Here is a 26757-nt window from a genome sequence, read left to right as displayed (position 1 = left end):
CAAGCATAAAAACCACGTTTGGCCTTGCGACTCGGGCAGCCCGCTTCGACCATCTCGCGCAGCAGCGGAGCCGGGGGGGTATGACAGCGTAACAGCGTTCAGGCAATGCGCTCTTCAAGAATCAGTCGGACTATGGAGAGCACGAGGCCTGCAAAAGCTAGCCTGCCACCCCCATCAACCGCCCCCGCTCCCGCTCCGCCTGTTCCCGCAGAAAGTCCCAGGTCACCCGCATGCGGGCAATGTCCTTGAGCTCGATGGGCATCAGCATCCAGAAGGTACGGATGAAGCGGATCTGGGTCGGCATGATCAGGCTCAGGCGCGGGTCCTGATCGGCGGTGAACGCCGGCAGGATGCCCAGCCCGGCGCCGGCGGCAATGGCCTCCTGCTGCGCCAGCACACTGGTACTGCGCACCCCGACCGCGCCGGAGCCGGCAATCTCGTCGAGAAACAGCAGGTCCTTGCTGAACACCAGATCGTCCACATAACTGACAAAGCGGTGCTTTTCCAGATCGCTGCGGCTGTTGATCGGCCCGTGCGCCTCAAGGTAATCCTTGCCGGCATACAGGCGCAGCACGTAATCACTGAGCTTGGTGATGATGAAGGGCCCGCGCTCGGGGCGCTCCAGGGTAATGACGATATCCGCCTCGTGGCGGGACAGGCGCACCGCCCGGGGCAGCGCCAGCAGGTCCAGGTTGAGATCGGGGTGGCGCTGACTGAGTTCGCTGAGCTGGCCGGCCACCAGCATGGTGCCGTAGCCCTCGGTGGCACCGATGCGCACCTGTCCGGAGAGGCTGTCCCCGGGGCTCGGCAGGGCCTGTTCGATGCGCACACTGGCCCCCTCCATCAGCTCCACCTGGGGCAGCAGACTGCGGCCGGCCTCGGTCAGGGTGTAGCCATTGGTGTCACGGATGAACAGTGCCACCCCCAGGCTCTTCTCCAGCGCCTGCAACCGACGGGAGACGGTGGTGTGGTCCACGCCGAGACGGCGGGCGGCGGCAGTGAGGCGTCCCGCCCGGCTTAATTCCAGAAAAAACCGCAGGTTATCCCAATCCATAACACGTCCTGCCCGGCACTGTGCATAAATGCAGACCCACGGTGCGAATGAGCCAATTGTTTGTTGTAAAAACGCACTGCTACTATCCATGACATCTTTCAGCACCACAAGGGCCAGAGCCCAGAGGCGACCAATGAGTAATAACAATATCCCTACCATCAAGCTCCTCATCAACGGCGAGTTCATCGAGTCCAAGACCGACCAGTGGCGCGATGTGATCAACCCGGCCACCCAGGAAGTCCTGGCCCGCGTGCCCTTCGCTACCCCGGATGAGATCAACGCCGCCGTGGCCAATGCCAAGGAAGCCTTCAAGACCTGGCGCAAGACCCCGATCGGTGCCCGCGCCCGCATCTTCCTCAAGTATCAGCAGCTGATCCGCGAGAACATGAAGGAGCTGGCCGCCATCCTCACCGCCGAGCAGGGCAAGACCCTGGCCGATGCCGAAGGTGATGTATTCCGTGGTCTGGAAGTGGTCGAACACGCCTCGGCGGTCGGCAACCTGCAACTGGGCGAGCTGGCCAACAACGTGGCCGGTGGCGTCGACACCTACACCCTGCTGCAGCCGCTGGGCGTCTGTGCCGGTATCACCCCGTTCAACTTCCCGGCGATGATCCCCCTGTGGATGTTCCCCATGGCCATCGCCACCGGTAACACCTTCGTGCTCAAGCCCTCCGAGCAGGACCCCATGGTCACCATGCGCCTGGTCGAACTGGCGCTGGAAGCCGGCATTCCTCCGGGCGTGCTGAACGTCATCCACGGCGGCGTGGACGCGGTGAATGCGATCTGCGATCACCCGGACATCAAGGCCGTGTCCTTCGTCGGCTCGACCCACGTCGGCACCCACGTCTACAACCGCGCCAGCCAGGCCGGCAAGCGCGTGCAGTGCATGATGGGCGCCAAGAACCACGCCATCGTCATGCCCGATGCCAACAAGGAACAGACCCTGAACAACCTGGTGGGTGCTGCCTTCGGTGCCGCCGGTCAGCGCTGCATGGCCCTGCCGGTAGTGATCCTGGTGGGCGAGTCGCGCAACTGGCTGCCGGAGCTGGCACGCAAGGCCCAGACCCTCAAGGTCAGCGCCGGCACCGAGCCGGGCACCGACGTCGGCCCGGTCATCTCCACCGCAGCGCTGGAGCGCATCAACGGTCTGATCCAGAAAGGCATCGACGAAGGCGCCGAGCTGGTTCTCGACGGCCGCAACCCGGAAGTGCCCGGCTACGCCGATGGCAACTTCGTCGGCCCGACCATCCTGGCGGGCGTCAAGCCCGGCATGAGCGTGTACGACACCGAAATCTTCGGCCCCGTGCTCTGCGTGATGGAAGCCGACTCCCTGGACGAGGCGATCGATATCATCAACGCCAACCCCAACGGTAACGGCACCGCCATCTTCACCCGCTCCGGCGGTATCGCCCGTCGCTTCCAGGAGGATATCGACGTGGGTCAGGTCGGCATCAACGTGCCGATTCCGGTGCCGGTCCCGCTGTTCTCCTTCAGCGGTTCGCGCGGCTCCAAGCTTGGCGACCTGGGTCCCTACGGCAAGCAGGTGATCCTGTTCTACACCCAGACCAAGACCGTCACCGCACGCTGGTTCGATGACGACGAGCAGGCCGCTGCCGTCAACACCACCATCACCCTGAAATGATGTACCGGGCCGGTCGCCCTGAGCGACCGGCCCCTTCGCAGGAGCAATGACATGAGTTTTGAAACCATTCTGGTCGAAACCCGCGACCGTGTGGGTCTGATCACCCTGAACCGTCCCCAGGCGCTGAACGCCCTCAATACCCAGGTGCTGGATGAGCTGAACCAGGCGCTGGACCAGTTCGAGAACGACCCCGCCATCGGCTGCGTGGTGCTGACCGGTTCCAGCAAGGCCTTCGCCGCCGGTGCCGACATCAAGCAGATGGTCGACCTGCAGTACCCCGGCGTGTTCATGGATGACTTCTTCTCCCCCGCCGACCGCATTGCCAACCGCCGCAAGCCGCTGATCGCCGCCGTGGCCGGTTACGCCCTGGGTGGCGGTTGTGAACTGGCGATGATCTGCGACTTCATCTATGCCGCCGACAACGCCCGCTTCGGCCAGCCGGAAATCAACCTCGGCGTGCTGCCGGGTATCGGCGGCACCCAGCGCCTGACCCGCGCCATCGGCAAGGCCAAGGCCATGGAAATGTGCCTGACCGGGCGCCAGATGGATGCCCGGGAAGCCGAACAGGCCGGCCTGGTAGCCAAGATATTCCCGGTCGACCAGCTGCTGGAAGAAACCCTGAAAACCGCCCAGGTCATTGCAAGCAAGTCGCTGCCGAGCGTGATGATGACCAAGGAATGCGTCAACCGCGTATTCGAGACCAGTCTGGCCGAAGGCGTGCGCTTCGAGCGTCGGGTGTTCCACTCGATCTTCGCCACCGCCGACCAGACCGAGGGCATGCAGGCCTTCGTCGAGAAGCGCCAGCCGAACTTCAAGCACAACTGAGCGGGCGCGCGCTGCGCGCCATTCGCCCCGAGGGCGGGGCTCCCACAAAGGTCTGTAGGAGCAGCGCCCCCGGGAACAGCCCTTCCCCCCGCGGGCAGGGCCCCACAGAGGGGGGTAGGAGCAGCGCCCCCGCTGCGAACGGCGTGCAAAGCACGCCCAGGGAACAGCCCTTCGCCCACAGGCAAGGCCCCACAGCGGTGTGTAGGAGCGGCGCCGGAACGCCGGACCGCCCCGCCGCGAACGGCGTGCACAGCACGCCCAACCGCCTGACAACAACAACGAGGCAACCACATGAAAATTGGCTTTATAGGACTGGGTAACATGGGCGGGCCGATGGCCCGGAACCTGCTCAAGGCAGGGCATCAGCTTACCGTATCCGACCTCTCCCAAAGCGCCGTCGCCGGCCTGGTCGAAGCCGGTGCCACCGCCGCCGCCAGCATCGCCGAACTGGCCCGCAGCGACGTCGAAATGATCATCACCATGCTGCCCGCAGCGCCCCACGTGAAAGGAGTCTACCTGGGCGAAGACGGCCTGCTGGCCCATGTCGCTCCGCATGTGCGCCTGATCGACAGCTCCACCATCGACCCCATGAGCGCCCGCCAGGTAGCCGAAGCCGCCGCCGCCCGTGGCAACAGCCTGATCGACGCGCCGGTATCCGGTGGCACCGGCGGCGCCACCGCCGGCACCCTGACCTTCATGGTCGGCGGTGACAAGGCCGACTTCGACGCCGCCCTGCCGGTACTCCAGGCCATGGGCAAGAACATCGTGCACTGCGGCCCGACCGGCAACGGTCAGGTGGCCAAGGTTGCCAACAACATGCTGCTGGCCATCACCATGATCGGCACCGCCGAGGCGATGAACCTGGGCGTGTCCCTGGGCATGGACCCGGCGGTACTGGCCGGCATCATCAACACCTCCAGCGGCCGCAACTGGAGCTCCGACACCTACAACCCCTACCCCGGCGTCATGGACAACGTGCCCGCTTCCCGCGGCTACACCGGCGGTTTCGGTACCGACCTGATGCTCAAAGACCTGGGGCTGGCCACCGAGGCCGCCAAGCAGGCGCGCCAGCCGGTCATCCTCGGCGGCCTGGCCCAGCAGCTGTACCAGACCTTCAGCAGTCAGGGTAACGGCGCGCTGGACTTCTCGGCGATCATCAAGCTGTACAACGGAGCAATCAAATGAGCGAGCAGACTGTACTGGTCGAGGTGCGCAACAGCGTCGGTCACCTGACGCTGAACCGGCCGGCCGGACTCAACGCTCTGAACCTGGACATGGTGCGCCAGCTGCGCAGTCAGCTGGACGTCTGGCTGCAGGACGATGGCATCAAGGCGGTGGTACTGCGCGCCAATGGCGAGAAGGCCTTCTGCGCCGGCGGCGACATCCGCGGCCTGTACGAGAGCTACCTGGCCGGCGACGGCATGTACATGACCTTCTTCCGCGAGGAATACGCGCTGGATCAGCTGATCCACGCCTATCCCAAACCGGTCCTGGCGCTGATGGACGGCTTCGTGCTGGGTGGCGGCATGGGTCTGGCCCAGGCCGCATCCCACCGGGTGATCACCGAGCGGGTCAAGATGGGCATGCCGGAGACCGGCATCGGCTACTTCCCGGATGTGGGCGGCAGCTACTTCCTGCCCCGCCTGGAAGGCGCCATCGGTCAGTATCTGGGGGTAACCGGCACCCATATCCGCGCGGCCGACGCCCTGTACTGCGGCCTGGCCGACCACTGCCTGGGCAGCGAGCTGATCGGCGAGTTCGACGAGGCACTGAACCAGCTGGACTGGTCCGCCGAGCCGGCGAAGGATCTCGACCAGCTGCTGAACAAACGCGCCTCGCAGAAGATCCCGGGCTCCGAGATCAAGGCCATGCGTTCGGCCATCGACCACCACTTCAGCCAGCCCGACATGCACCGCATCCGCGCCTCCCTGGCAGCCGAGGAATGCCCGGCCTTCCAGGACTGGGCCGAGCGGACCCTGGCAGCCATCGATGCCAAGTCACCGCTGGCCATGTGCGTGACCCTGGAGCTGCTGCGCCAGGGCAGAGAGCTGACCCTGGCCGATTGCTTCGCCCTCGAGCTGCACCTGGACAGCCAGTGGTTTGCCGATGGCGACATCATGGAAGGCGTGCGCGCGCTGATCGTCGACAAGGACAAGAACCCGCGCTGGAATCCGCCCACCCTGGCCGAGGTCGACCCGGCACGGGTAGCCGCCTTCTTCGCCGGCTTTGAACCAGGCCAGGCCGCCGAGCGCGCCTGACGGAGAGACAGAAATGCACGATATCGAACTCAATGAAGACCAGCGGATGATCCGCGACATGGCCCGCCAGTTCGCCCAGAGCGAGCTGGCGCCCCGGGCCGCCGAGTGGGACAAGTCCGGCTGGATCGACGATGCCGTGGTGAGCCAGATGGGCGAACTCGGCCTGCTCGGCATGGTGGTGCCCGAGGAATGGGGCGGCAGCTACGTCGACTATGTCGCCTACGCCCTGGCGGTCGAGGAAATCGCCGCCGGCTGCAGCGCTACCGGCGCCATGATGAGCATCCACAACTCCGTGGGCTGCGGCCCCCTGCTCAACTTCGGTACCCCCGAACAGCAGGAAGCCTGGCTGCCGGATCTGGCCGCCGGCCGCAAGATCGGCTGCTTCGCCCTGACCGAGCCCCAGGCTGGCTCAGAAGCCAACAACCTGCGCACCCGCGCGGTACTGGAAAACGGCGAGTGGGTGCTCAACGGCGCCAAGCAGTTCGTCAGCAACGCCAAGCGCGCGCACCTGGCCATCGTCTTCGCGGTGACCGACCCGGAACTGGGCAAGAAAGGTCTGTCGGCCTTCCTGGTCCCCACCAACACCCCGGGCTTCAAGATCGAACGCATGGAACACAAGATGGGCATCCGCGGCTCGGACACCTGCGCCGTGACCCTGGACAACTGCCGCATCCCCGAGGCCAACCTGCTCGGCCCCCGCGGCAAGGGTCTGGCCATTGCCCTGTCCAACCTGGAAGGCGGCCGCATCGGCATCGCCGCCCAGTCCGTGGGTATCGCCCGTGCGGCCTTCGAGGCGGCGCTGACCTACGCCCGCGAACGCACCCAGTTCGGTGTGCCCCTGACCGAGCACCAGAGCGTGGCCAACATGCTGGCGGACATGCATACCCGCATCAACGCCGCACGCCTGCTGATCCTGCACGCCGCGCGCCTGCGTACCGAGGGTGTACCCTGCCTGTCGGAAGCCTCCCAGGCCAAACTGTTCGCCAGCGAGATCGCCGAGCAGGTGTGCTCCCACGCCGTGCAGATCCACGGTGGCTACGGCTATCTGGAGGATTACCCGGTGGAACGGCTGTACCGCGATGCGCGCATCACCCAGATCTACGAAGGCACCAGCGAAATCCAGCGCCTGCTGATCGCCCGGGAGCTGAAAAACTATCCGCTGTAAACGCATGCCGGGCAACCGCAACGGTTGCCCGGTCCATCGGCCCGATCCTCAGCGTGGCTGCAGGGTAAAGGGCTCCACCAACCCCACCCCGATACACATTCCCACCAGTGCCGGCAGGCTGTCAGCCTGCATGCGTTTCATCACCCTGGAGCGGTACAGATCCACGGTCTTGACGCTGATGCCCAGCTGCTCGGCTATCTCGCGGTTGCTGCGGCCCTGTACCAGCGGCAGCAGCACGTCCCGCTCCCGTGGGGTGAGCTGATCCAGGCGCTGCTGTACTTCGCTCGCCTGTGGTCCTGCGGCGGAGGGACGCGCACGCTGGCGCAGGGCCCGTTGCACGCTGTCCAGCAGCAGCTGCTCGTTGTAGGGCTTTTCGATGAAATCCACCGCCCCGGCGCGGAAGGCGCGTACCACTATGGGCACATCGGCATGGGCGCTGACGAAGATCACCGGCAGCTGACTGCCGCGCTCGCGTAGGGCGTCCTGCACCGCCAGCCCGCCCATGCCGGGCATGCGGATATCCAGCAGTACGCAGGCCGGTATGTCTTCGCTGCAGCTGTCGAGAAAGGACTGGCCGGAGGTGAAGGGCACCGCCTGCAGACCTACCGATTCCAGCAGCCAGACGGTGGACTCCAGCATGCCCTGATCGTCGTCCACCACATACACGCGCTGCTGATGCATCTCCATATTCACTTCTCCGTTACCTGTTCCTGTGCGGGCAATACCGGCAGCCAGCCATGCAGGCACAGGCCGCCGCTCTCGGCCGGGCGCGCTTCCAGCCCGCCGCCGAAGCCCTCGATGATGCTTTGACTCATGGACAGCCCCAGTCCCAGGCCGTCTTCCTTGCTGGTGAAGAACGGCGTGAACAGGCTGGCCAGTTGTTCGGGGGCCAGTCCCGGCCCCTGGTCGGTGACTTCCAGATGCACCCGGCGTTCATCCTGACTCAGTGTCAGCCAGATCCGCGAGGGACTGTCCGGGTGGGTTTCCTGATTGGCCTCGATGGCATTGCGCAGCAGGTTGAGCAGCACCTGCTGGATCAGCACCGGGTCCACGTGCACATCGGGCAGTTCGGCCGGTATCTGCTGGATGATCTCCACCTGCTGTTGCTGGGCCTCCCAGGCGCAGAGTCGCAGCGCATCGGCTGCCAACTGCGCCGGATTGATGCGCTGCGCCTTGCGCGGCCCCTTGCGCAGAAAGGCGCGCAGCCGCTTGATTACCTCGGCGGCATGCTGGGCGTGACTGTTGATGCGCTCCAGCCCCAGGGTCAGGCGCTGGACCAGCTCGGCATCGGCCTGCATTGCCGTCAGATACCGCTGACTGGCGCTGGCGTAATTGACGATGGCCGCCAGCGGCTGATTGATCTCATGGGCGATGCCCGAGGCCAGCTCGCCGAGGGTGGCCAGGCGCGTGGCATGGGTCAGCTCTTCCTGCAGGCGCCGGTTGTGCTCCTCGCTGCGCACCCGTTCGGTGATGTCCCGGGACACGCTGACCACCTCCACCACACTGCCGGTATAGGTCTCGCGAATAGCCCGGCTGGCGGTCTCGAACCACAGGTAATGGCCATCCCTGTGGCGGATGCGGTAACTCAGGGTGAGGTAGCCGTCCTGCTCCAGCGCCCGGGAATAGCGCTGCACCAGTTCATCACGCTCCTGGGGGTGGATCAGCTCCTGGATGCGAGTACCGCGCAATTGCTCCGGCCAGTAGCCCAGCAGAGCCCAGGCCGCCGGGGAGGCGTCGAGGAATTCGCCGCCAGGTGTGTGCCGGGAGATGAGGTCGGTGGTGTTCTCGATGATCAGACGATACAGCCGTCGCGCCTGCTGCGCCTGCTGAAAGGTACTCAGGGTCTCGGTGGCATCCCGGGCACGCCCCTGCACATGGCCATCGGTGAGGGCAAAGAAGCTCCACAGCAGCTGCCGTCCGTCGGGCACCGCCACGCGCACATCCTCGATGGCACGCTGTTGTTCCAGCACCGCCTGGACCAGATGGGCGAGGTTTTTCGGCAGCAGCAGATCAGGCGCCAGCCCGGCGCTGAGCCAGGCATGCATGGCTGGATTCCAGTCACACAGGCGGGCACGGGCGTCCAGCACCAACGCGGGCTGGGGGTCTGCAGCGGGCAGCCACCAGCCTCGTGCTGGGGCGGCGTGTTTATTCTTATCAGGCACGCATCACCTTATAGGATAACTACTATACCACCTTAGTAATACTTCCAATCCTTTAACGGATAACCTATAAAAGATTCCAAGAACCAGAAGGATGCCGTCTCGATAATGGCATTCTTTCTAAACAAGAGCTAATAAAACGCCATACAGGATAAGTGCCATGTCCATCTTTCAGGAAGGCCTGCCGGCCACCGCCGTCAACCACACTGCCCTGTCGCCGCTGACCTTCATCGAGCGCACCGCCAGTGTTTATCCCGACTATCCCGCCGTGGTACATGGTGCCGTGCGCCGCAACTGGGCCGAGACCTACACCCGTTGCCGTCGCCTGGCCTCCGCCCTGAAGAATCGCGGCATCGGCAAGGGCGACACCGTCGCCGCCCTGCTGCCCAATATTCCGGAAATGCTCGAAGCCCACTTCGGCGTGCCCATGATCGGTGCGGTGCTCAACACCCTGAATGTGCGCCTGGACGCCGAAGCCATCGCTTTCATGCTGCAGCATGGCGAAGCCAAGGTGCTGATCGCCGACCGCGAATTCCATGACATAGTGCACTCGGCCATCGGCATGCTCGACCATCCGCCGCTGGTGATCGACGTCAACGACCCCGAGTACGGCGAAGGTCAGCCCACCAGCGAGCTGGACTACGAAGCCTTCCTCGCCGAGGGCGATCCCGAATTTGCCTGGCAACTGCCGGATGACGAGTGGGACGCCATCAGCCTCAACTACACCTCCGGCACCACCGGCAACCCCAAGGGTGTGGTCTACCACCACCGCGGTGCCTTCCTCAACGCCATGGGCAACCAGATGACCTGGAACATGGGTCAGCACCCGGTCTACCTGTGGACCCTGCCGATGTTCCACTGCAACGGCTGGTGCTACCCCTGGACAGTCACCGCCATGGCCGGTGTGCACGTGTGCCTGCGCCGGGTCGACCCGCAGAAGATCCTCAACCTGATCCACGACGAGCAGGTCACCCACATGTGCGGCGCACCCATCGTGCTCAACGCGCTGGTCAACATGCCCCCGGAAGCCAAGGCCGCCATCGACCATCCGGTGCACGCCATGGTCGCCGGCGCAGCGCCGCCGGCCAAGGTCATCGGCGCGGTCGAGGCGATGGGCATCAAGGTGGCCCACGTCTATGGCCTGACCGAAACCTACGGTCCCGTGACCATCTGTGCCTGGCACGGCGAGTGGGATGAGCTGCCGCTGGAGGAGCGTGCCGAGATCAAATCCCGTCAGGGCGTGCGCTACCCGACCCTGGAAGGGGTCATGGTCGCCGATCCGAAGACCCTGCAGCCGGTACCGAAGGACGGCCAGACCATCGGCGAGATCTTCATGCGCGGCAACACCGTGATGAAGGGCTACCTGAAGAACCCGACCGCCACCGCCGAAGCCTTCGAGGGCGGCTGGTTCCATACCGGCGACCTGGGTGTGTGGCACGAGGACGGTTACGTGCAGATCAAGGACCGCCTCAAGGACATCATCATCTCCGGTGGCGAGAACATCTCCACCATCGAGGTCGAAGGCGTGCTCTACCGGCACCCGGCGGTACTGGAGGCCGCAGTGGTCGCCAAGCCGGATGACAAGTGGGGCGAAACACCCTGCGCCTTCATCACCCTCAAGGCCGGCCAGCGGGTCAGCGAGCAGGACATCATGCGCTTCTGCCGCGAGCATCTGGCCGGGTTCAAGGTGCCCAAGGACGTGGTCTTCCTCGAGCTGCCGAAGACCTCCACCGGCAAGATCCAGAAGTACGTTCTGCGCGAATGGGCCAGCCAACGCCAGGCCAGCTGATCCGCTGAACACCTGAATACCCCGCAGCCCGCGCTGCGGGGTGCCGGGCGGCCAATCGCCGTACCGCGGCAACATTTCCTGTTTCACAACAACAATAAGCCGACGTCCGTCAGGCCGGGCGCTCCTGCCCTGCACCCGGCGTTCGGCCAGAGGAGTGTTTACATGCAAGTCTACAAGCGCGCCCACGGCGCAGAGCAACCCCACTGGCCCTGCGGCCCCTTCAAGATCCGCCTGCCCTTCATCCACTACCGCTGGGAAGCGGCCGAAATGCTCCAGGCACTGATCATGTTCGTGGTCAGTCTGGGCATGATTCCCCTGCTGCAGACCTACCTGGGCCTGCCCTACGAGGTCGCCCTGGCCTATGTGGTGGTGTGTGGCGTCGGCTTCATGCTGCCGGCCCTGCTCGGGGTGCCCTTCGTCCCCGGCTGGATCACCCCGGGCATTCCGGTGGTGCTGCTGTTTCTCGGCAACTTCGAACCGGGGCCGGAGGCCATCCAGGCGCTGTTCGCTCTGCAGTTCCTGGTGTTCCTGATCTTCCTGTTCCTCGGCATCACCCGGCTCGGCACCGTACTGGTCCGACTGATACCCAACTCGATGAAGGGCGGCATCATCATCGGCGCCGGTATCGCCGCGCTGATCGGTGAGATCGACGCCGGCGGCCGGCTGGCCAACACCCCGGTGTCCCTGGTGCTGGGCAGTCTGATCTGCCTGTACCTGATGTTCTCAGTGTCCTTCCAGGGCCTGACCCAGCGCTTCCCGCTGGCCCGCAAGGTGGTCAACTACGGCATGGTGCCGGGCATCCTGATCGCCATCTTCGTCGGCATCGCCACCGGCGAATACGCCATGCCCGATGTGCAGTTCGGCATCACCGCACCGGCCTTCGGCGAGATGTGGAACTACCTGCCGTTCACCGTCGGCTTCCCGGATGCCCAGGTATTCATGCTGGCGGTACCGACTGCGGTGATCGCCTACGTGATTGCCTTCGGTGACATCATCGTCGGCCAGTCGCTGATGCAGCGCGCCGATGAGCTGCGCACCGACGAGGTGATCGAGAACAACATCGACCGTGTGCATCTCGTTACTGCCATCCGCAACGCCCTGCATGCCTTCTTCGCGCCCTACCCCGGCCTGGCCGGCCCGCTGTGGACAGCTGTAGCCGCCACCATGGCCGAGCGCTACAAGTATGGTCGTCATGCGATGGAGTCCATTTACAGCGGTGCCGGCACCTTCTGGATCAGCGGCTTCCTGGCGCTGTTCATCCTGCCGCTGGTGAGCTTCTTCCAGCCGGTACTGCCGATCGCCCTGTCGCTGACGCTGATCCTCACCGGCTACATCTGCCTGATGGTCGGCTTCGAGCAGCTGCAGAACAACACCGAGCGCGGCATCGCCGGCACCATGGGCGTGGTACTGGCAGTCTACGGCGCGGGCTGGGGCCTGGCCGCCGGAGCCGTACTGTACATCCTGGTGGAACGCACCCACCTGCTGAAATTCCGCAGCGTCAGCGACGTCAAGACCACCAGCCAGGAGGGCGCACAATGAACCGACTCAACCTGACCAAAGGCATCGCCATCGCCGCCGCCCTGCTCGGCGGTGGCCTCGGCACCCTGCCCGCCCAGGCCGAATTCTTCGAAGACAGCACCGCCAGCCTCAGCCTGCGCAACCTGTACTTCAACCGCGACTTCCGCCACGCGGCGGCAACCCAGAGCAAGGCCGACGAATGGGCCCAGGGCATGCGCGCCGAATGGCACTCCGGCTACACCCCCGGCCGCCTTGGCCTGGGTATGGATGCCATCGGCCTGCTCGGCATCAAGCTGGACTCCAGCTCCGAGCGCAGCGGCACCGGCATTCTCAAGCGCAGCACCAGCGACGGCCGCGCAATGGACGAGTACGGCGAGCTGGGCCTGACCGCCCGCCTGCGTCTGGACGGACATATACTGCGCCTCGGCACCCTGCTGCCGTCCCTGCCGCTGGCCATGCACAACGACACCCGCCTGCTGCCGCAGACCTTTCGCGGCGCCTGGCTGCAGAGCGATCCGTCAGCGCCCCTCAAGCTGGACCTGGGCCGCTTCGACCGGATCAACCTGCGCGATTCCTCCAACCATGAGCGCATGACCCCGGTCATGGGCGGTGCACGGAACGTGCAGCTCAACGCCGCCGGCGTCGACGCCAGCGCCTTCGACTTTGTCGGTCTGAGCTGGCAAGCCAGTGACCAGACCAAGGTCAGCTGGCACGTCGGCGAGCTGGAGGACATCTACCGCCAGCACTATCTGACCCTGGGTCACGGCTGGCAGCTGGAGAACGGTCATCGTCTGAATCTGGATCTGCGCCATGCCGACTCCAGCGACGCCGGGCGCAGCAATATCGACAACCGCATGACCAGCCTGGGCCTGAGCTACCAGGCCGGCATGCACCGCTTCAGCACCAGCTACCAGCACATGGAAGGCGACACCGGCTTTGCCTACATCAACGGCACCGATCCCTTCCTCGCCCACCTGGTGCAGATCCAGGACTTCGCCAACCGCGACGAACGCAGCTGGCAGGTACGTCATGACTATTCCTTCGCCGATCTGGGTCTGCCCGGTCTGAAGCTGATGAACCGCTACACCCATGGCCACAACATCGAGCATGCCAGTGGCCGCGGCAAGGAATGGGAGCGCAACACCGATCTGGTCTACGTGATCCAGAGCGGCGCGCTGAAGAACCTGTCCCTGCACTGGCGCAACGCGACCTATCGCAGCAACTACGCCACCGATATGGACGAGAACCGGCTGATCATCGGCTACACCTTCAACCTGTAACACGCCCCCGGCCGTCGGGCTCGCCCGGCGGCCGGCCAAGGAGAACCCCATGCGTACTTTCACCACCCTCGAAGGCAACAGTCAGCGCCTGGACGGCGGCGCCATGTTCGGCAACGCCCCCAAGGCCCTGTGGTCCCGCTGGGTCGACACCGACGAGCAGAACCGCATCGCCCTCAGCTGCCGGGCCCTGCTGGTGCAGGAGGATGACCGCAACATCCTCATCGAGACCGGCATCGGTGCCTTCTTCTCACCGCAGATGAAAGAGCGCTACGGCGTGGTCGAGGACAATCACGTCCTGCTCGACAGCCTGAAGGAAGTCGGCCTCAGCCATACCGACATTGACGTGGTGGTGCTCACCCACCTGCACTTCGACCACGCCGGCGGTCTGCTCACCGCCTGGGAGGAAGGCAAGGAACCGGAGCTGCTGTTCCCCAACGCCACCTTCATCATCGGCGAACGCCACTGGGCCCGCGCCCGCCGCCCCCACCCGAGGGACCAGGCGTCCTTCATCCCCCAGCTGATCAACCTGCTCAACGCCAGCGGCCGGGTGGAACTGATCAAGGACGGCCAGCAGTCCCCCACCCTGGGCAAGGACTGGCGCTTCAGCTTCAGCGACGGCCACACCCCCGGCCTGATGCTGCCCGAATTCAACATGCCCGACGGCCCGGTGGTCTTCCCCGGCGACCTCATCCCCGGCGCCCCCTGGCTGCACCTGCCCATCACCATGGGCTACGACCGCTTCCCCGAGACCCTGATCGAAGAAAAGGAAGCCCTGCTCAACGACATGGTCGCACGCAACGGCAGACTGGTATTCACCCACGACAGGGACATTGCCGTGGCCTATGTAGAGCGGGATGAGAAGGGCAGATATACGGCGCGGCTGCCGCAGGGGAATGTGCGGAAGGTGGCGATGTAAGGTGGCGAACGGGTTCTCCGGGAGACAGGAATTATGGCCCGGCTCGATCCCGTATCCTCAGGCCAGCCAACAGCGCATCGGCAAGGGACTCACTGCCAAGAACATCGAGGTAATGAACAAGGTCGTCGTCGAGAATGAGAAAGGCGTGGTAGCGCTCACCACCGGCTCGCGTCTGCGAGTAGGTAAAAAGATCCGTACCGGCAAGCCGGTAATGCCTGGCATCTATGCAGCCAGACACCATTGCGCGCCAGACGGCATCAGCCTCTGCCCGATCAGCACTGGGGGCGTCGGACACGTCTTTCCTAAATACCAGACGGATGAAGTCCACAAAGGGCAGATCACTGGACTGGTCTTCTCGGAGCTCCGACGGCGCCATCCAACGATGGGACAGCGTAGCGCCATCAGCAAATTTGACGATCAGCATTTCCGGAAGATGAGCAATGGTCTCCGCCGACTTGCCGAGATCAAGCGCCAGCCTCCCCTTCCCGGCGAGCAGCAGAGTCTGCCCTTCAGCCGCCTGAGCGGCGGGCAGACTGGCTTCTGTAACAGAATCGCTGCAGACTTCCTGACCGTTGGCGGCAAAAGCAGCTGCCAGCAAAAACAGCCCTGTCCACCGACACATTCCGACCATCCCGTTCACCTGTCCGACAGCGAACGCCCGGCTCGCTCATAGGCCGGCTGGTCATACCGATCGTAATTGATCACAGATTCTTGCCAGCGAGCTTCACCCTCCTGGCGCCGTTCCTCGATGCTCTTGCCGAACACATCGAAGTGGATACGCTCCATCACCCTGCCCAGCTCCGCACTGGTGGCAAACCCCATGAAAACCGCACCCTGCATAAAGCCTTCCAGACGGTGGCGGTCCTCAGCTGGCGGTTTGTAGCCATCCCGGGAGGCGGAAAAGTAACGGCGCAAGCGAAGCTCGATTTCGGCCAGATAACTTTCTTTATCCATGGTGTTCCTCCACATACATGCGGCAATCAAAGCAATGGCGACGGCGCCAACTCCCAGCACTGTTCATTACGAACAAACCCCAGCTTCGGGTAATAGCCCACGGCAGCGGGGGCACTGATCAGGCGGAGTTTGCAACGTGGGCCCAGCGCCTGCTGGGTCTGGCGGATCAGCTCCCGGCCGATACCGCTGTGCTGGTAGGCAACATCCACCGCCAGATCTGACAGATAACAGGCGTAGTGAAAGTCGGTCATCGAGCGGGCGATGCCGACCAGCTTGTCTCCATCCCAGGCGGTAACGGTGAGGTTGGCATGCTCGAGCATGCCTTCAATGCATTCTTTGTCATCCACCGGCCGCCGCTCGGCCAGAGTGGATCGTGTCAGCACATCAATGAACTGGTCAGGGCTGATTGGTTGGTTGATCCGGTACTCCATTCCTCGTCCCCCCGGTCAGCGGCGGGCAGTCGCCCGCCCGCTGCAGCGCCTTGTCAGGCAATCACGTCTTTCGGATTGGCTCCGTACTGGTTCTGCCCGGAATTGCTGTCCAGTACCAGGAACACCAGCAGGACGATTGCACCGATAAGTGGAACCAGTGCAATCAGCAGCCACCAGCCGCTGCGGTCAGTATCATGGAGCCGACGCACTGATACGGCCAGACTGGGAATCAAAACGGCCAATGCATATATTCCACCCAGCAAGCCCATTCCCGTTGCCTCGCTGAAAGTACCGGTAATACCGTCGAAGAAAGCCAGAACAATACTGATGATGGTATTGAACAGGACGAAGTACCAGTACTCCTTTCTTCTGGCCCGTCCACTGAATCCCGCATAGTTTTTCAATACTTCCATATACCAATTCATACCATTTCCTTTTTTTCCCCGAGGTTAGCTGATCAGAGGGCAGCGGGGCACTCTGCCGTCTGACGTGAAGCTGAGTGGCGAACCGCCGGAGCGGTATACCAGGCAAGGTGAGCCCGTACGCTCGATACGCGGAATGCCCGAATGGCCGCCATTAGTACGCAGGCTGGTGTGAAACTTCAGCCCATGGCCAGCCCGAGGAAGAGAATGAAAAGCGTGATCAGCAGCGCCGTAGCCGAGAACACCACTCCCAGGATGGCAAAAATCTTCTTGCGATCCTTTTGAATGAGGCCACCTATACCCAACCCAAGTGCAACGAGCTCAGCGCCCAGGAAAGCGAACAGGAAAAGACCAATGAGAACGGCGGCAATGGATTCCTCATCCATTCCCCCGGGTGTCGACACTTCCAGGACCCCGGCAATTATGACCAGCAGGAAGATGAGAACCCCTGCGACTATGCTTGTAACAAATGACGCGATCCCTACCCCTGAATGCTTCACTTCCTTTGTGACCTCTTGTTCTATTGACGCCTGAAGCCTTAATCAACACTGAGTATCAGAGTGGTTGATTCCGCATATTAAAGCGGCTGCTTGATTAAGGGAACTTGCTGAAGCACACCTTCGCCAATCGCTGCATACCATCGCCCTGTTCCCTGGCTCAACAGGTGCTTCCCGGCTATACCTGCTGCGCTCTGTTCATACCCTGCTCTGCCATCCAGGCGGGCAGCGCCTGCGGCGGCATCGGCTTGGCGAACCAGTACCCCTGCACCACCGGATAGCCCTGGGCCTGCAGGATATCCTTCTGCGCTACGGTCTCGACCCCTTCGGCAACCACGGTCAGGCCCAGGCTGGTGCCGATTCCCAGGATGGCAGCACTCAGTGAGCGGGCCATCGGGGCATGCTCCAGATCAGCGACAAAGCTGCGGTCCAGCTTGAGTTCGGTGATGGGCAGACGCCTCAGGTAGCTCAGACTGGAGTAGCCTGTCCCGAAGTCATCCAGGGACAAACGCACACCCAGGTCATGCAGCCGCTCGATCGTCTGCAGGGTGGAGCTGTGGTCTTCCAGCAGGGTGCTTTCGGTCAGCTCCACGTACAGGTCAGATGGCTGCAGCCCGTGGCGTTCCAGTATCTGCTCCACGAGGGTCGGCAGCTCCAGGTTGTGAAAGTTGGAGGCCGAGAGATTGACCGCCACCGCAGGCACGGCCAGCCCTTCCCGCCGCCACTGCGCCAGCTGCCCGCAGGCCTGCTCCAGCACCCAGCGACTCAAGGCTCCGATCAGACCGCATTCCTCGGCCAGGGGTATGAAGCGGTCAGGAGGGATGGTACCCAGGGTCGGATGCTGCCAGCGCGCCAGGGCTTCGAGCCCGTGCAGGCGCCCCACCGCCAGTTCGATCTGCGGCTGGTAATACAGCTCCAGACCACCGGTCTGCAGCGCCTCCCGCAGTGCTATCTCCAGGGCAAGACGCTCTTCGGCGGCGCGGCTCAGCGACAGGCTGAAGAAGCCGACCCGCCCGGTCCCGCCGCTCTTGGCCTGATGCATGGCCATCTCAGCCCGGTACAGCAAGCTGGTAATGACGTTGCCGTCCTGCGGATACATGGCCACGCCCACGCAGACGCTCAGATCCACCTGGGCTTGGGGCAGCTGCAGCGGGCGCATCAGATGAGCCTGCCAGCGCTCGATCAGGGAACTGACCTTTTCCTCGGCATCCAGCAACGACGCCACCACAAACTCGTCACCGTGAAGGCGCCCTGCCACACCGCCACTACGCACCAGATTCCTGATGCGAGCGGCCACCTCACGCAACAGCGCATCCCCATCGGCATGGCCGAAGGAGTCATTGATATTCTTGAACCGGTCCAGATCCAGATACAGGATGGCGACGTATTGGCCGGTCTGCTGTGCAGTGTCCAGCAGCTGCGCGATCTGCGTCTCCAGCAGGCGGCGATTGGGCAGACCGGTCAGCGCGTCATAGTAGGCCAGCTCCTTGATCCGCTGGCGCGCCTGTTCCCGCTCCATGGCCAGAGCGCACAGGTCAGTACACGCCTCCACCAGCTGCTGATGGAAACTGGAGGCCACGAAGGGGCCGTTTTCCTTGTAATAGAAGGCGAAGGTACCCAGCACCTTGCCGTCTTTCTGCAGGATGGGCGTCGACCAGCAGACCTTGTAGCCCAGCGGCCGTATCAGCGCCTTGAAATCGGCCCACAAGGGATCGGTCTCGATATCCGTCACCAGCACGGGCTCCTTGCGCCAGGCGGCGGTACCACAGGAGCCCACTGTCGGGCCGATCGCCACGCCATCGAGCTGGGAGGAATAGCTGAACGGCAGGCTCGGGCTGGCCAGTGGATGCAGCAGACCCTGCTCATCGACCTGCAGAATGGAGGCGCAGACCTCCGGCGCCACGCGCTCCACTTCCTCGCACACCACCTCCAGCACCCGCATCAGCGGCAGGTCATGGGACATGGCCTGCAGTGCACGGTGGTGCAGCACCTCGTGGATCTTGGTCTTGGTGATATCCAGCAGTACCAGCACGGTGTACGCCCATTTCCCCTGGGCATCCATGACCGGGTTGCAAATGATCTTGCCCCAGTAACGCCGGCCGCCCTTGCCCGTGACCACCTCTTCCATCTCCACTGGAATGCCCCGGCGCAAATCGGCACGCACACGCTCGAACAACTCCACGGGTGTCTGCTGCGCCAGCAGTTCCAGCGACTTGTGGTCCTGGATTTCGCTCAGGGTCCAGCCGAACATGCGCTGACAGCCGCCGTTGCTGTACACCACCCGGGAATTGGAGTCGGTGATCAGGATCGCCGCATCGGTGGAATCAGCCACCAGCGACAGACGCCACAGGTGATCCTGCCGGGCCAGCTCCGTGCGCTTGCTCTGGGTAACGTCGGTGGCGACCATCATGATGTGGGTGACAACGCCCTGCTTGTCCCGCACCGGGGCATACAGGGCCTCGAGCCAGCGATGATTGCCATCACTGCCCACACGCTCCACCACACCGGAAAACTCGTGACCGGCACAGAGCGACTGCCACATGGCGTCGTACTCAGGGGTCTGGACCAGTCCCGCCGGGCATAACTGGGCATGCTGCAGCCCCACCAGATCCGCTGGGGTCAAATGCAGCAATGCCTGGAACTTGGCATTGGCAGAGATCAACTGCCCATCCAGAGCAAAACCCGCCAGCGCCAGAGCCTTGTCGAAAGCGCTCCAGCGAAGTTCCAACTGTGCAGCAGTATCAGCGCTAGCGGAGGAAAAAGGCATGTTAGAACTCCAAAATGGTCGGCTGCTGGCATCCATTTCCCAAGGCGCTCCAGCTCCCGAATCACACCGATCCGGATGTATTGGAATCAAACATCAAGCCCGGCCGGTCAATCCGGCAAAATTACCCCCAACCGCGCAAGGGCAAACTCGCCGACACCTGAGCAATACATAGACCGCCCCGCGCGAAACGTCGACCCCCACTCCCGAATAATAGACGCAGTCCCGTAAACCTGGGCGGTCGCGGAGGGAGCAACAGACAGCATGAACAGCGTCCTGCGCTGTGCATAGGGAGCAGACCACTTAGGCGATGGTCTCAACCACACCATTGGACTCGGTCTGCCGCTGCTCGCGCGTCACCTGCATCACTTCCACCTTAGGGCGAGCCTGTACATCTGAGTTGGCCACAAGATTGATGAACAGTTCCTTCGTAACCTTGGTATCCGCACGGCGCCCACGGACTGCACAGAAATTCGTATCGTCCTGCAGGGGTCAGTATTTAGGTGCCATGCCTGTCCGGGACCGGCAGGCTTGCCCCTTGCGACCGGCCAGAACCGGAAGCATGGATGTCATGTGCTCATTCAGCCCAGAATGCCGTGTCTGGACGTTCAATAATGTCGCGGAAGAAGAGTGCAAACGGAATCGTCAGCAGCCGAGTTTTCATATCTCGCTCAATCCCTTTTTCGTATAACGCCCGCAACACCGGCAGAACGGAGCTAAGCGTAGTTCTGTCCGAGTGCTTGCGTTTGTTAGATGATTACCAATTGATGTACTGCGCTGAAAGTTTCTTGAAATCGCTATCCAAGACGCACTTTCCATTGTCTTCGATTTTCGATATCAAGTAATCGAGGCATTCAATCAATCTCGCATTTACGACGCTTTGCTTGATCGTTTCTAACGCTTGTTTCGCTTGAGCCCTGCACACAGGAGCTTCTAACTTCCTCTGAATTTCATAATGTGTAAGAATGGCCATTGCATGTGGTGTATATTTGTCACCCAGTTTTGACAATATATAGTCGTAATAGTCCTTACCTCTAGGCGAAACGCCATTACAATACGTGACGCCTCTGCCAATTCTACACATCATTATTACCTTGACTAATTTCTCGGCATTGTTTGGAAGAATATCGTTTTGCTCCTGTATGTAAGATGCCAGAGAGTCTGCAACCGGCGCTTCATGATGGAAGTTGTCCCAGCCATTATGCTTTTCAAGCAATTGATCTAAAAGGGTGTCAACAATTACAGCCCGTTCACTTGGCGAGCGGAACGGATTCCCGCCGATAACCTGAAAGAATTGCTCACCAAGTTCATATTTTTCGCGATGGAGATTGGTGTTGTACCCCTCCAGAATGAGCCCAAGTTTGTATTTTGGCTCGTCAATACAATTTCCCCATATCGCTGGAGCAATAAGGGAAATGTTTTTTCTAACCTGTGGGTCAGTATCTGGGGATACGTAAATTCCGAACGTTGTGCGAAGTATGCTTGCAACGTGATGACTTGGAAGCTCGGAAATTTTGCTTTCGATGGTTCGTTTTGTTGCTTCGTCGATTGGATCTGTATGCGACTTGAGATTTCTTATGAACGCCTGTACTTGTAGAGCAGCTTCAGTGGGGCGATCATTCAGCACGTCTTGAATGCAGGTTTGTAGCCATCCAAGAAGCTCGAACGCATTGATCGTGTAGTTTGTCGGATGAGAAATTCCGATGTCATTTCTCATATCCAGAATATGCTTGAGCTTCTTATAGGTGGTATCCGAGATTAGCTCAAGCTTGCGACAGGTATCCAGAAGAACCGCATCTTTTAACGATCCAAGATCGTCTTCTGTTTTATAGAATTCTCGATTTTTACCACCGCCAACAGCAGAGTCAAAGAAAATATCAATACCATAGGCGATAGCCTTCTTTCGGAGGTCGAGGACCACTTCATTCCAAATGGCGTTTAAAGAGTAGTCGAACAACCCGAAGCCAGCACCCACGACAAACTTTGACAAATAACGAGCGTCTCTCTTAATTTCTTGGGGCAAGGATGCGATATAGGCGGGTAGATTTTGGCCAATAATCGCTCTTTCAGATTGCTCTGCGATGATGTTATCAGCAGGAAGGCCAATCTGCTCTAAGAAATCTACAACTCTCTGCGCCTGTGGATCAATCAGCTCCACATGTGTGTTCTTCGTGACGATATCAGACATTTCTTTTCCTTTCGGTTAGCCCACGGTGTCGGATGCTTGGTCCATCTAACAGTGATTAGACCGCACGCGGCACTAATACATAACAATGACTGCGGCATAACTCCGGTTCAGCCAGAATCACACCGACCATAAAAGCCATAAACATCAAAGCATTACAAAGACCAAGCCAAATTCACTCGTACTCGCTTGACTGCGCTCATAATCCATCACAACCGGATAAAGCCACTCCCCAGGCACGCTACCGCCCTACCCTTTTCGGCGGGCATGGCCTGGGTGGCTTATCAAATTCGGAGAGACTGATGGCTGTCCTTGCCTCTGGGCGGGGATAACCGCACTCCTTTGCCTTTGCCCCACCATAAGCAAAATTATGGCGCATGGCTACCAGTGAAAAGCCGGTTCATCTGTCAGTGGAAATCCCGGCTTCTTGTATCCAGCCCCTGCAGCATGGGGGTGAGGTCAGTCAGTCTGCTGGCGATGAGATGGCGGATGCCTTCCTTGTGTTCGAGCTTGCCTTGCACTTGCAGCAGTTGTGAGTGCACCAGTTCCTTTCTCTGGCGTTCGGCTAATGTGCGCCAGACGACGACGTTGATCATGCCGTGTTCGTCTTCGAGGGTGACAAAGGTGACGCCGCTGGCGGTGCCGGGGCGTTGGCGGCCGGTGACCAGGCCTGCGACCTTGACGTAGGTGTTGTCTTTCATCTGTTTGAGCTGTTTTGAGCTGCGGCAGCCTCTGGCCTTGAGCTGGCTGCGCAGCAGGCGCAGGGGGTGTGGGCCCATGGTGGTGCCGACCAGGGCGTAATCGGCCATCAGGTTTTCGCCGATGCTGGGCAGGGGCAGGGCTACGCCCTGCTCTGCCTGGGTTGGTGCTTCGGTAAACAGGGGCAGTGGTTCCTGTACGCCGGCGACGGCCCAGCGGGCCTGGTGGCGGTGGCCGGCGAGGCCGCGCAGGGCGCCGGCGTCGGCGAGCAGTTCCATGGCCCGGCGGCTGAGTTGGCTGCGCAGGGCCAGCTCCTCTACTGATGTGAAGCCCTGCCGTTGTCTGGTTGCAACCAGCCTGTGGGCATCGTCCTCGCGGAAGCCGCGAATCATGCGCAGGCCGAGGCGGATGCCGTATTCGCCCTTGCGGTCATGCTCCAGGGTGCAGTCCCAGTCGCTGTAGCGCACGTCTACCGGCCAGGTTTCGATGCCGTGGCGGCGGGCGTCCTGCAGTATCTGATCGGGGCTGTAGAAGCCCATGGGCCAGCTGTTGATCAGGGCGCAGGCGAAGGCGGCCGGTTCGTGGCATTTGAGCCAGCTGCTGGCGTAGGTGAGCAGGGCGAAGCTGGCGGCGTGGGATTCAGGGAAGCCGTAGTCGCCAAAGCCCTTGATCTGCTCGAACAGGCGTTCGGCAAACTCCCTCGTATAGCCGCGCTCAAGCATGCCCTGGGTGAGTTTGTCCCGGTGCGGCTCCAGCCCGCCCTTGCGCTTCCAGGCGGCCATGGAGCGGCGCAGCTGGTCGGCTTCGCCGGCGCTGTAGCCGGCGGCGACTATGGCAATTTCCATGACCTGCTCCTGAAACAGGGGGACGCCGAGGGTACGCTCCAGCACTTTTTTCAGCGCGGGGGATGGATAGCTGACCTCCTCTTCGCCGTTTCGGCGGCGCAAGTAGGGGTGCACCATGTCGCCCTGGATCGGGCCGGGGCGGACGATGGCCACTTCGATCACCAAATCGTAGAACCGTCTGGGTCGCAGCCTGGGCAGCATGCTCATCTGCGCCCGGGATTCGATCTGGAAGACGCCTATGGTGTCGGCCTGGCTGATCATGCTGTAGGTCGGCTCATCCCCGGCGGGGATGGTGGCCAGGGTCAGTTCCCGGCCGCGGTAATGGCGGACCAGATCGAAGCAGCGGCGCAGCGCGGTGAGCATGCCCAGCGCCAGCACATCCACCTTGAGCAGGCCGACCGCATCCAGATCGTCCTTGTCCCACTGGATGACGGTGCGGTCTTCCATGGCGGCGTTTTCCACCGGCACCAGGGTATCCAGCGGCTGCTCGGAGATGACGAAGCCGCCGGGGTGCTGGGACAGGTGCCGGGGGAAGCCGATCAGCTGCCCGCACAGAGTCAGCACCCGGTGCAGCACGGGGCTGTCCGGATCGAACCCGGCTTCGCGCAGGCGCTGGGCATCGGGGATGCGGTCGCTCCAGCGGTTGCAGCAGCGGGCCAGGGCATCCACCTGATCCGGCGGCAGACCGAGGGCCTTGCCGACATCGCGGATGGCGCCGGCGGCGTGGTAGCTGCTGACCACGGCGGCCAGTGCCGCGCGGCGGCGGCCATAACGGTTGAAGATGTACTGGATGACCTCTTCCCGACGCTCATGCTCGAAGTCCACGTCGATGTCCGGCGGTTCGTTGCGCTCGCGGGACAGGAAGCGTTCGAACAGCAGGTTGGATCGGGCCGGGTCGATTTCGGTGATGCCCAGGGCAAAGCACACCGCCGAGTTGGCGGCCGAGCCACGGCCCTGGCAGAGGATGCCCTGCCCCCGAGCGAAGCGGACGATGTCGTGCACGGTGAGGAAGTAGCTTTCGTATTCCAGCTCGCTGATCAGGGTCAGCTCCTTGTCGAGCTGGGCGCGCAGTTCGCTGGAGATACCCTGGGGCCAGCGCCAGGCGATGCCTTCCTCGGTGAGGTGGCGCAACCAGCTGGATGGGGTGTGGTCGGCGGGTACCAGCTCCCTGGGATACTGGTATTTCAGATCGCCCAGATCGAAGCGACAGCGCCGGGCAATCTCCACTGTGGCCTGAAGCAGTGCCGGGGGATAGAGCCGGGCCAGCTGCTGCAACGGACGCAGGTGTCGTTCGCCATTGGGGAACAGCCGGTGGCCGGCCTCTTCCAGCGTGCAGTGATGGCGGATGGCGGTCAGGGTGTCCTGCAGGGCCCGCCGGCCCCGGGCGTGCATGTGCACATCGCCGCTGGCCACGGCGGGTATCTCCAGCTGGCGGACCAGCCCGAGCAGTTGCTCCAGTCTTTGGGCGTCATCCGGGCCGTGGTGCAGCTCGACCGCCAGCCACAGCCGCTGGTCAAAGCGGGTTCTGAGCCATTCGCCGTGCTGCGGGTCCGGCTCCGGCTCGGGCAGCCAGAGCGCCAGCAGGCCGCTGGTGTCGGTTTCCAGATCGTCCCTGAGCAGTTGATAGCTGCCCTTCTCGGTGCGGCGGCGGGCATTGGTGATCAGTTGGCACAGGCGCTGGTAGCCGGTCTTGTCCTCGGCCAGCAGGACCAGCCTGGGGCCGGACTCCACCTGCATTTCGCTGCCGACAATCAGGGGAATGCCATGCGCCTTGGATGCCTCCCAGGCGCGAACTATGCCCGCCAGGGTGCACTCGTCGGTAATGGCCAGGGCCTGATAGCCGTGCTGTCTGGCACGGGCAAAGAGCTCGTCGGCGCTGGAGGCGCCCCGCTGGAAGCTGAAGTTGCTCAGGCAATGCAGTTCGGCGTAGTCGGCTGTCATGCGAACCACCCGTGCAGCATCCAGGGGCCCTGCCCGTCCACCGCCTGCCAGACCCAGGCCAGCCGCCCATCCCGGGTGCGCACCACGTAGTAGTCGCGACGGCGGTCTGCCCCGTCCCACCAGCCGGATTCGATGCGCTCTGGCCCGGCGAGGATCTCCGGCACCAGCTCGTTCAGGGGCTCGGGTTCTGCCAGCAGCCAGCCGGGGCGCTTGCCGAGCTGTGCGGGCGGCATGCCGGCGCCCTCGGTGTCCCGCCGCCAGGCGCATTCGGGCCTGTGATCGGCCACTGCGACCAGACCGTGGATGGCCTCGTCGCCCAGACGTGCCCGGAGTCGTTCGCGCAGCTGATCCCAGGGCTGAACCGGTGGTGGCCGTTCCTCCAGCAGCGAGACCGGCTTGGGGGTGAAGGCCGGCAGATCACTGGCGCGCAGTCTTACCGCCAGCACGGGTTCGGGGAGCTGCAGTTGCTCCAGCCGGCTGCGGGTGACCTCGAACAGCTGCTGGGCATCGCGCTCGGCACTGAGCAGGCCGATGGGCAGACAGGTCGGCTCGTGATCCCGGTGTTCAAGGGTCAGCTCGAAGCGCTGCACGCTGCAGTCCCGCCCGGCCAGAAAGGCCTGCAGGTCCAGCAGCAGGCGGCGGATGGGAAACAGCAGAGCCTGGTGGGAGTCGACCTCGAAGTTGAATTCGATGCGGGCAACAAACTCGTCCGCCGGCTGGTAACTGCCCAGCGCCACCGGCAGCACGCCGAGCAGCCGGTCGAGATGGGCCAGCACCTCGGCGGGGAAGCGTCGGGCCAGGGTATCCCGTGGCAGGCGGAGTATCTGCCCCAGCTGTTTGAGCCCCATGCGCGACAGTGTGGCCACGCTCTGGGCATCCAGGCCGCTGCGCTGGATCGGCAGGCGCTGGATATGCTCGCGCAGGGCCAGGCTGTCCATGACCGCCAGCCCATCGTGCACATTGGTCAGCGCCCGGGCAGCGGCGGGGTTGGGGGCCAGCACTATGCGGTGCTGAAAGCCCAGCCCGGTCAGATCCTCCCGCAGGCGCTGCTCGAAGCGCGGCCAGGGGCCGAACAGTCCCAGGCTGGATTCGACCTCCAGCAGCAACGCATGGGGATAATCCAGACTGACATGGGAGCTGTAGCGGTAGGCCCAGGCGGCGAGAAAGTGCTGCCAGTGGCTGATCTGCTGTTCATCGTATTCGGCCACGGCAAAGTCGGTGACCAGAGTCTGGGCGGCGGTCAGGCTCATGCCCGGCCGCAGGCCCAGGGCCCTGGCCTGGGCATTGACTGCCCGGATCAGGCGGCGCGGCACATGCCCGGATACCAGCACCAGGGGCGCATCGGCGTCATCGCGCCCGCGCTGCACCCCATCCAGGGCCAGCCGGGTCAGCAGTATGCAGGCCCAGCGCATG

General features: G+C 62.8%; 22 protein-coding genes. 9 read left to right on the top strand and 13 right to left on the bottom strand.

Annotated elements, in window-relative coordinates; all coding sequences use genetic code 11:
• Positions 1–157: 157 nt before the first annotated feature.
• The gene (locus BM046_RS01765) at positions 158–1054 is read right to left on the bottom strand and encodes a LysR family transcriptional regulator (RefSeq protein ID WP_090536363.1); all 897 of its coding nucleotides are present in this window, start codon (positions 1052–1054) and stop codon (positions 158–160) included.
• Positions 1055–1187: 133 nt separating this feature from the next.
• Between BM046_RS01765 and BM046_RS01760 the strand changes: the two genes are divergently transcribed.
• The 5 genes from BM046_RS01760 (at position 1188) to BM046_RS01740 (ending at position 6944) form a co-directional block, all read left to right on the top strand.
• Positions 1188–2696 (top strand): CoA-acylating methylmalonate-semialdehyde dehydrogenase, encoded by a 1509-nt coding sequence (locus BM046_RS01760; protein ID WP_090536361.1) that lies wholly within the window; start codon positions 1188–1190, stop codon positions 2694–2696.
• A 51-nt stretch (positions 2697–2747) separates the two neighbouring features.
• Complete coding sequence (locus BM046_RS01755) at positions 2748–3521, top strand: enoyl-CoA hydratase (RefSeq protein WP_090536360.1); 774 nt, start codon at positions 2748–2750, stop codon at positions 3519–3521.
• Positions 3522–3812: 291 nt separating this feature from the next.
• Entirely contained in the window at positions 3813–4706 is an 894-nt protein-coding gene (gene mmsB / locus BM046_RS01750) for a 3-hydroxyisobutyrate dehydrogenase (RefSeq protein WP_090536358.1), read from the top strand.
• Positions 4703–5779, top strand: a complete 1077-nt coding sequence (locus BM046_RS01745; RefSeq protein WP_090536356.1) for an enoyl-CoA hydratase/isomerase family protein — start codon at positions 4703–4705, stop codon at positions 5777–5779. The genes mmsB and BM046_RS01745 overlap by 4 nt, the downstream gene beginning before the upstream one ends.
• A 13-nt stretch (positions 5780–5792) precedes the next feature.
• On the top strand, positions 5793–6944 hold the full coding sequence (locus BM046_RS01740) for an acyl-CoA dehydrogenase family protein (RefSeq protein WP_090536354.1): 1152 nt from the start codon (positions 5793–5795) through the stop codon (positions 6942–6944).
• A 48-nt stretch (positions 6945–6992) separates the two neighbouring features.
• Here BM046_RS01740 and BM046_RS01735 read toward each other — a convergent pair whose 3' ends face one another.
• Both BM046_RS01735 and BM046_RS01730 read right to left on the bottom strand, forming a co-directional pair.
• Positions 6993–7631 carry a response regulator transcription factor gene (locus BM046_RS01735; RefSeq protein WP_090536352.1) on the bottom strand — a complete coding sequence of 213 codons (639 nt, stop codon included), beginning with the start codon at positions 7629–7631 and terminating at the stop codon, positions 6993–6995.
• 2 nt (positions 7632–7633) lie between these two features.
• The gene (locus BM046_RS01730; RefSeq protein ID WP_235818542.1) at positions 7634–9106 is read right to left on the bottom strand and encodes a sensor histidine kinase; all 1473 of its coding nucleotides are present in this window, start codon (positions 9104–9106) and stop codon (positions 7634–7636) included.
• Between the two features lie 157 nt (positions 9107–9263).
• Between BM046_RS01730 and BM046_RS01725 the strand changes: the two genes are divergently transcribed.
• The 4 genes from BM046_RS01725 to BM046_RS01710 all read left to right on the top strand — a co-directional run bounded on the left by BM046_RS01725 (position 9264) and on the right by BM046_RS01710 (position 14606).
• The gene (locus BM046_RS01725) at positions 9264–10892 is read left to right on the top strand and encodes an acyl-CoA synthetase (RefSeq protein ID WP_090536348.1); all 1629 of its coding nucleotides are present in this window, start codon (positions 9264–9266) and stop codon (positions 10890–10892) included.
• A gap of 162 nt (positions 10893–11054) precedes the next feature.
• A complete protein-coding gene (locus BM046_RS01720; protein WP_090536346.1) occupies positions 11055–12431 on the top strand; it encodes a solute carrier family 23 protein in 1377 nt (458 codons plus the stop codon).
• Positions 12428–13690 carry an OprD family porin gene (locus tag BM046_RS01715; RefSeq protein WP_090536344.1) on the top strand — a complete coding sequence of 421 codons (1263 nt, stop codon included), beginning with the start codon at positions 12428–12430 and terminating at the stop codon, positions 13688–13690. Before BM046_RS01720 ends, BM046_RS01715 begins: the two co-directional genes overlap by 4 nt.
• Positions 13691–13739: 49 nt before the next feature.
• Positions 13740–14606 (top strand): MBL fold metallo-hydrolase, encoded by an 867-nt coding sequence (locus tag BM046_RS01710; protein ID WP_090536342.1) that lies wholly within the window; start codon positions 13740–13742, stop codon positions 14604–14606.
• Positions 14607–14637: 31 nt separating this feature from the next.
• Here BM046_RS01710 and BM046_RS01705 read toward each other — a convergent pair whose 3' ends face one another.
• The 10 genes from BM046_RS01705 to BM046_RS01665 all read right to left on the bottom strand — a co-directional run bounded on the left by BM046_RS01705 (position 14638) and on the right by BM046_RS01665 (position 26756).
• Positions 14638–15228 (bottom strand): hypothetical protein, encoded by a 591-nt coding sequence (locus BM046_RS01705; protein WP_143084131.1) that lies wholly within the window; start codon positions 15226–15228, stop codon positions 14638–14640.
• Between the two features lie 14 nt (positions 15229–15242).
• The gene (locus tag BM046_RS01700; protein ID WP_090536338.1) at positions 15243–15560 is read right to left on the bottom strand and encodes a hypothetical protein; all 318 of its coding nucleotides are present in this window, start codon (positions 15558–15560) and stop codon (positions 15243–15245) included.
• A 26-nt stretch (positions 15561–15586) separates the two neighbouring features.
• The gene (locus tag BM046_RS01695; RefSeq protein WP_235818541.1) at positions 15587–15943 is read right to left on the bottom strand and encodes a GNAT family N-acetyltransferase; all 357 of its coding nucleotides are present in this window, start codon (positions 15941–15943) and stop codon (positions 15587–15589) included.
• Between the two features lie 101 nt (positions 15944–16044).
• Positions 16045–16416 (bottom strand): DUF805 domain-containing protein, encoded by a 372-nt coding sequence (locus BM046_RS01690; RefSeq protein WP_090536334.1) that lies wholly within the window; start codon positions 16414–16416, stop codon positions 16045–16047.
• A 176-nt stretch (positions 16417–16592) separates the two neighbouring features.
• On the bottom strand, positions 16593–16913 hold the full coding sequence (locus BM046_RS01685; RefSeq protein ID WP_218149985.1) for a hypothetical protein: 321 nt from the start codon (positions 16911–16913) through the stop codon (positions 16593–16595).
• Between the two features lie 175 nt (positions 16914–17088).
• On the bottom strand, positions 17089–19677 hold the full coding sequence (locus BM046_RS01680; RefSeq protein ID WP_090536330.1) for a bifunctional diguanylate cyclase/phosphodiesterase: 2589 nt from the start codon (positions 19675–19677) through the stop codon (positions 17089–17091).
• A gap of 300 nt (positions 19678–19977) precedes the next feature.
• Positions 19978–20163: an NMCC_0638 family (lipo)protein gene (locus BM046_RS16580; protein WP_407920427.1), complete on the bottom strand. Its 186-nt coding sequence runs from the start codon at positions 20161–20163 to the stop codon at positions 19978–19980.
• Between the two features lie 268 nt (positions 20164–20431).
• Positions 20432–21862 carry a lipase chaperone gene (locus tag BM046_RS01675; protein ID WP_090536328.1) on the bottom strand — a complete coding sequence of 477 codons (1431 nt, stop codon included), beginning with the start codon at positions 21860–21862 and terminating at the stop codon, positions 20432–20434.
• Positions 21863–22266: 404 nt separating this feature from the next.
• Positions 22267–25344, bottom strand: coding sequence for an error-prone DNA polymerase (locus tag BM046_RS01670; RefSeq protein WP_090536326.1), 3078 nt, complete (start codon positions 25342–25344; stop codon positions 22267–22269).
• Positions 25341–26756 carry a Y-family DNA polymerase gene (locus tag BM046_RS01665; protein WP_090536323.1) on the bottom strand — a complete coding sequence of 472 codons (1416 nt, stop codon included), beginning with the start codon at positions 26754–26756 and terminating at the stop codon, positions 25341–25343. Before BM046_RS01665 ends, BM046_RS01670 begins: the two co-directional genes overlap by 4 nt.
• Position 26757 lies beyond the last annotated feature (1 nt).

Origin of the sequence: Halopseudomonas formosensis (assembly GCF_900115905.1) — a bacterium.
Taxonomy (GTDB): domain Bacteria; phylum Pseudomonadota; class Gammaproteobacteria; order Pseudomonadales; family Pseudomonadaceae; genus Halopseudomonas; species Halopseudomonas formosensis.
This window is presented reverse-complemented; position numbering and strand designations above follow the sequence as displayed.

What these genes read in the sequence shown, in the direction of transcription:
- BM046_RS01715 (WP_090536344.1), top strand. Translation starts at nt 12,428, where the DNA reads ATGAACCGACTCAACCTGACCAAAGGCATCGCCATCGCCGCCGCCCTG.
- BM046_RS01740 (WP_090536354.1), top strand. Translation starts at nt 5,793, where the DNA reads ATGCACGATATCGAACTCAATGAAGACCAGCGGATGATCCGCGACATG.
- BM046_RS01735 (WP_090536352.1), bottom strand. Translation starts at nt 7,631, where the DNA reads ATGGAGATGCATCAGCAGCGCGTGTATGTGGTGGACGACGATCAGGGC.
- BM046_RS01665 (WP_090536323.1), bottom strand. Translation starts at nt 26,756, where the DNA reads ATGCGCTGGGCCTGCATACTGCTGACCCGGCTGGCCCTGGATGGGGTG.
- BM046_RS01700 (WP_090536338.1), bottom strand. Translation starts at nt 15,560, where the DNA reads ATGGATAAAGAAAGTTATCTGGCCGAAATCGAGCTTCGCTTGCGCCGT.
- BM046_RS01680 (WP_090536330.1), bottom strand. Translation starts at nt 19,677, where the DNA reads ATGCCTTTTTCCTCCGCTAGCGCTGATACTGCTGCACAGTTGGAACTT.
- BM046_RS01710 (WP_090536342.1), top strand. Translation starts at nt 13,740, where the DNA reads ATGCGTACTTTCACCACCCTCGAAGGCAACAGTCAGCGCCTGGACGGC.
- BM046_RS01765 (WP_090536363.1), bottom strand. Translation starts at nt 1,054, where the DNA reads ATGGATTGGGATAACCTGCGGTTTTTTCTGGAATTAAGCCGGGCGGGA.
- BM046_RS01705 (WP_143084131.1), bottom strand. Translation starts at nt 15,228, where the DNA reads ATGTGTCGGTGGACAGGGCTGTTTTTGCTGGCAGCTGCTTTTGCCGCC.
- BM046_RS01675 (WP_090536328.1), bottom strand. Translation starts at nt 21,862, where the DNA reads ATGTCTGATATCGTCACGAAGAACACACATGTGGAGCTGATTGATCCA.
- BM046_RS01720 (WP_090536346.1), top strand. Translation starts at nt 11,055, where the DNA reads ATGCAAGTCTACAAGCGCGCCCACGGCGCAGAGCAACCCCACTGGCCC.
- BM046_RS01725 (WP_090536348.1), top strand. Translation starts at nt 9,264, where the DNA reads ATGTCCATCTTTCAGGAAGGCCTGCCGGCCACCGCCGTCAACCACACT.
- BM046_RS01690 (WP_090536334.1), bottom strand. Translation starts at nt 16,416, where the DNA reads ATGAATTGGTATATGGAAGTATTGAAAAACTATGCGGGATTCAGTGGA.
- BM046_RS01745 (WP_090536356.1), top strand. Translation starts at nt 4,703, where the DNA reads ATGAGCGAGCAGACTGTACTGGTCGAGGTGCGCAACAGCGTCGGTCAC.
- BM046_RS01760 (WP_090536361.1), top strand. Translation starts at nt 1,188, where the DNA reads ATGAGTAATAACAATATCCCTACCATCAAGCTCCTCATCAACGGCGAG.
- mmsB (WP_090536358.1), top strand. Translation starts at nt 3,813, where the DNA reads ATGAAAATTGGCTTTATAGGACTGGGTAACATGGGCGGGCCGATGGCC.
- BM046_RS01755 (WP_090536360.1), top strand. Translation starts at nt 2,748, where the DNA reads ATGAGTTTTGAAACCATTCTGGTCGAAACCCGCGACCGTGTGGGTCTG.
- BM046_RS01670 (WP_090536326.1), bottom strand. Translation starts at nt 25,344, where the DNA reads ATGACAGCCGACTACGCCGAACTGCATTGCCTGAGCAACTTCAGCTTC.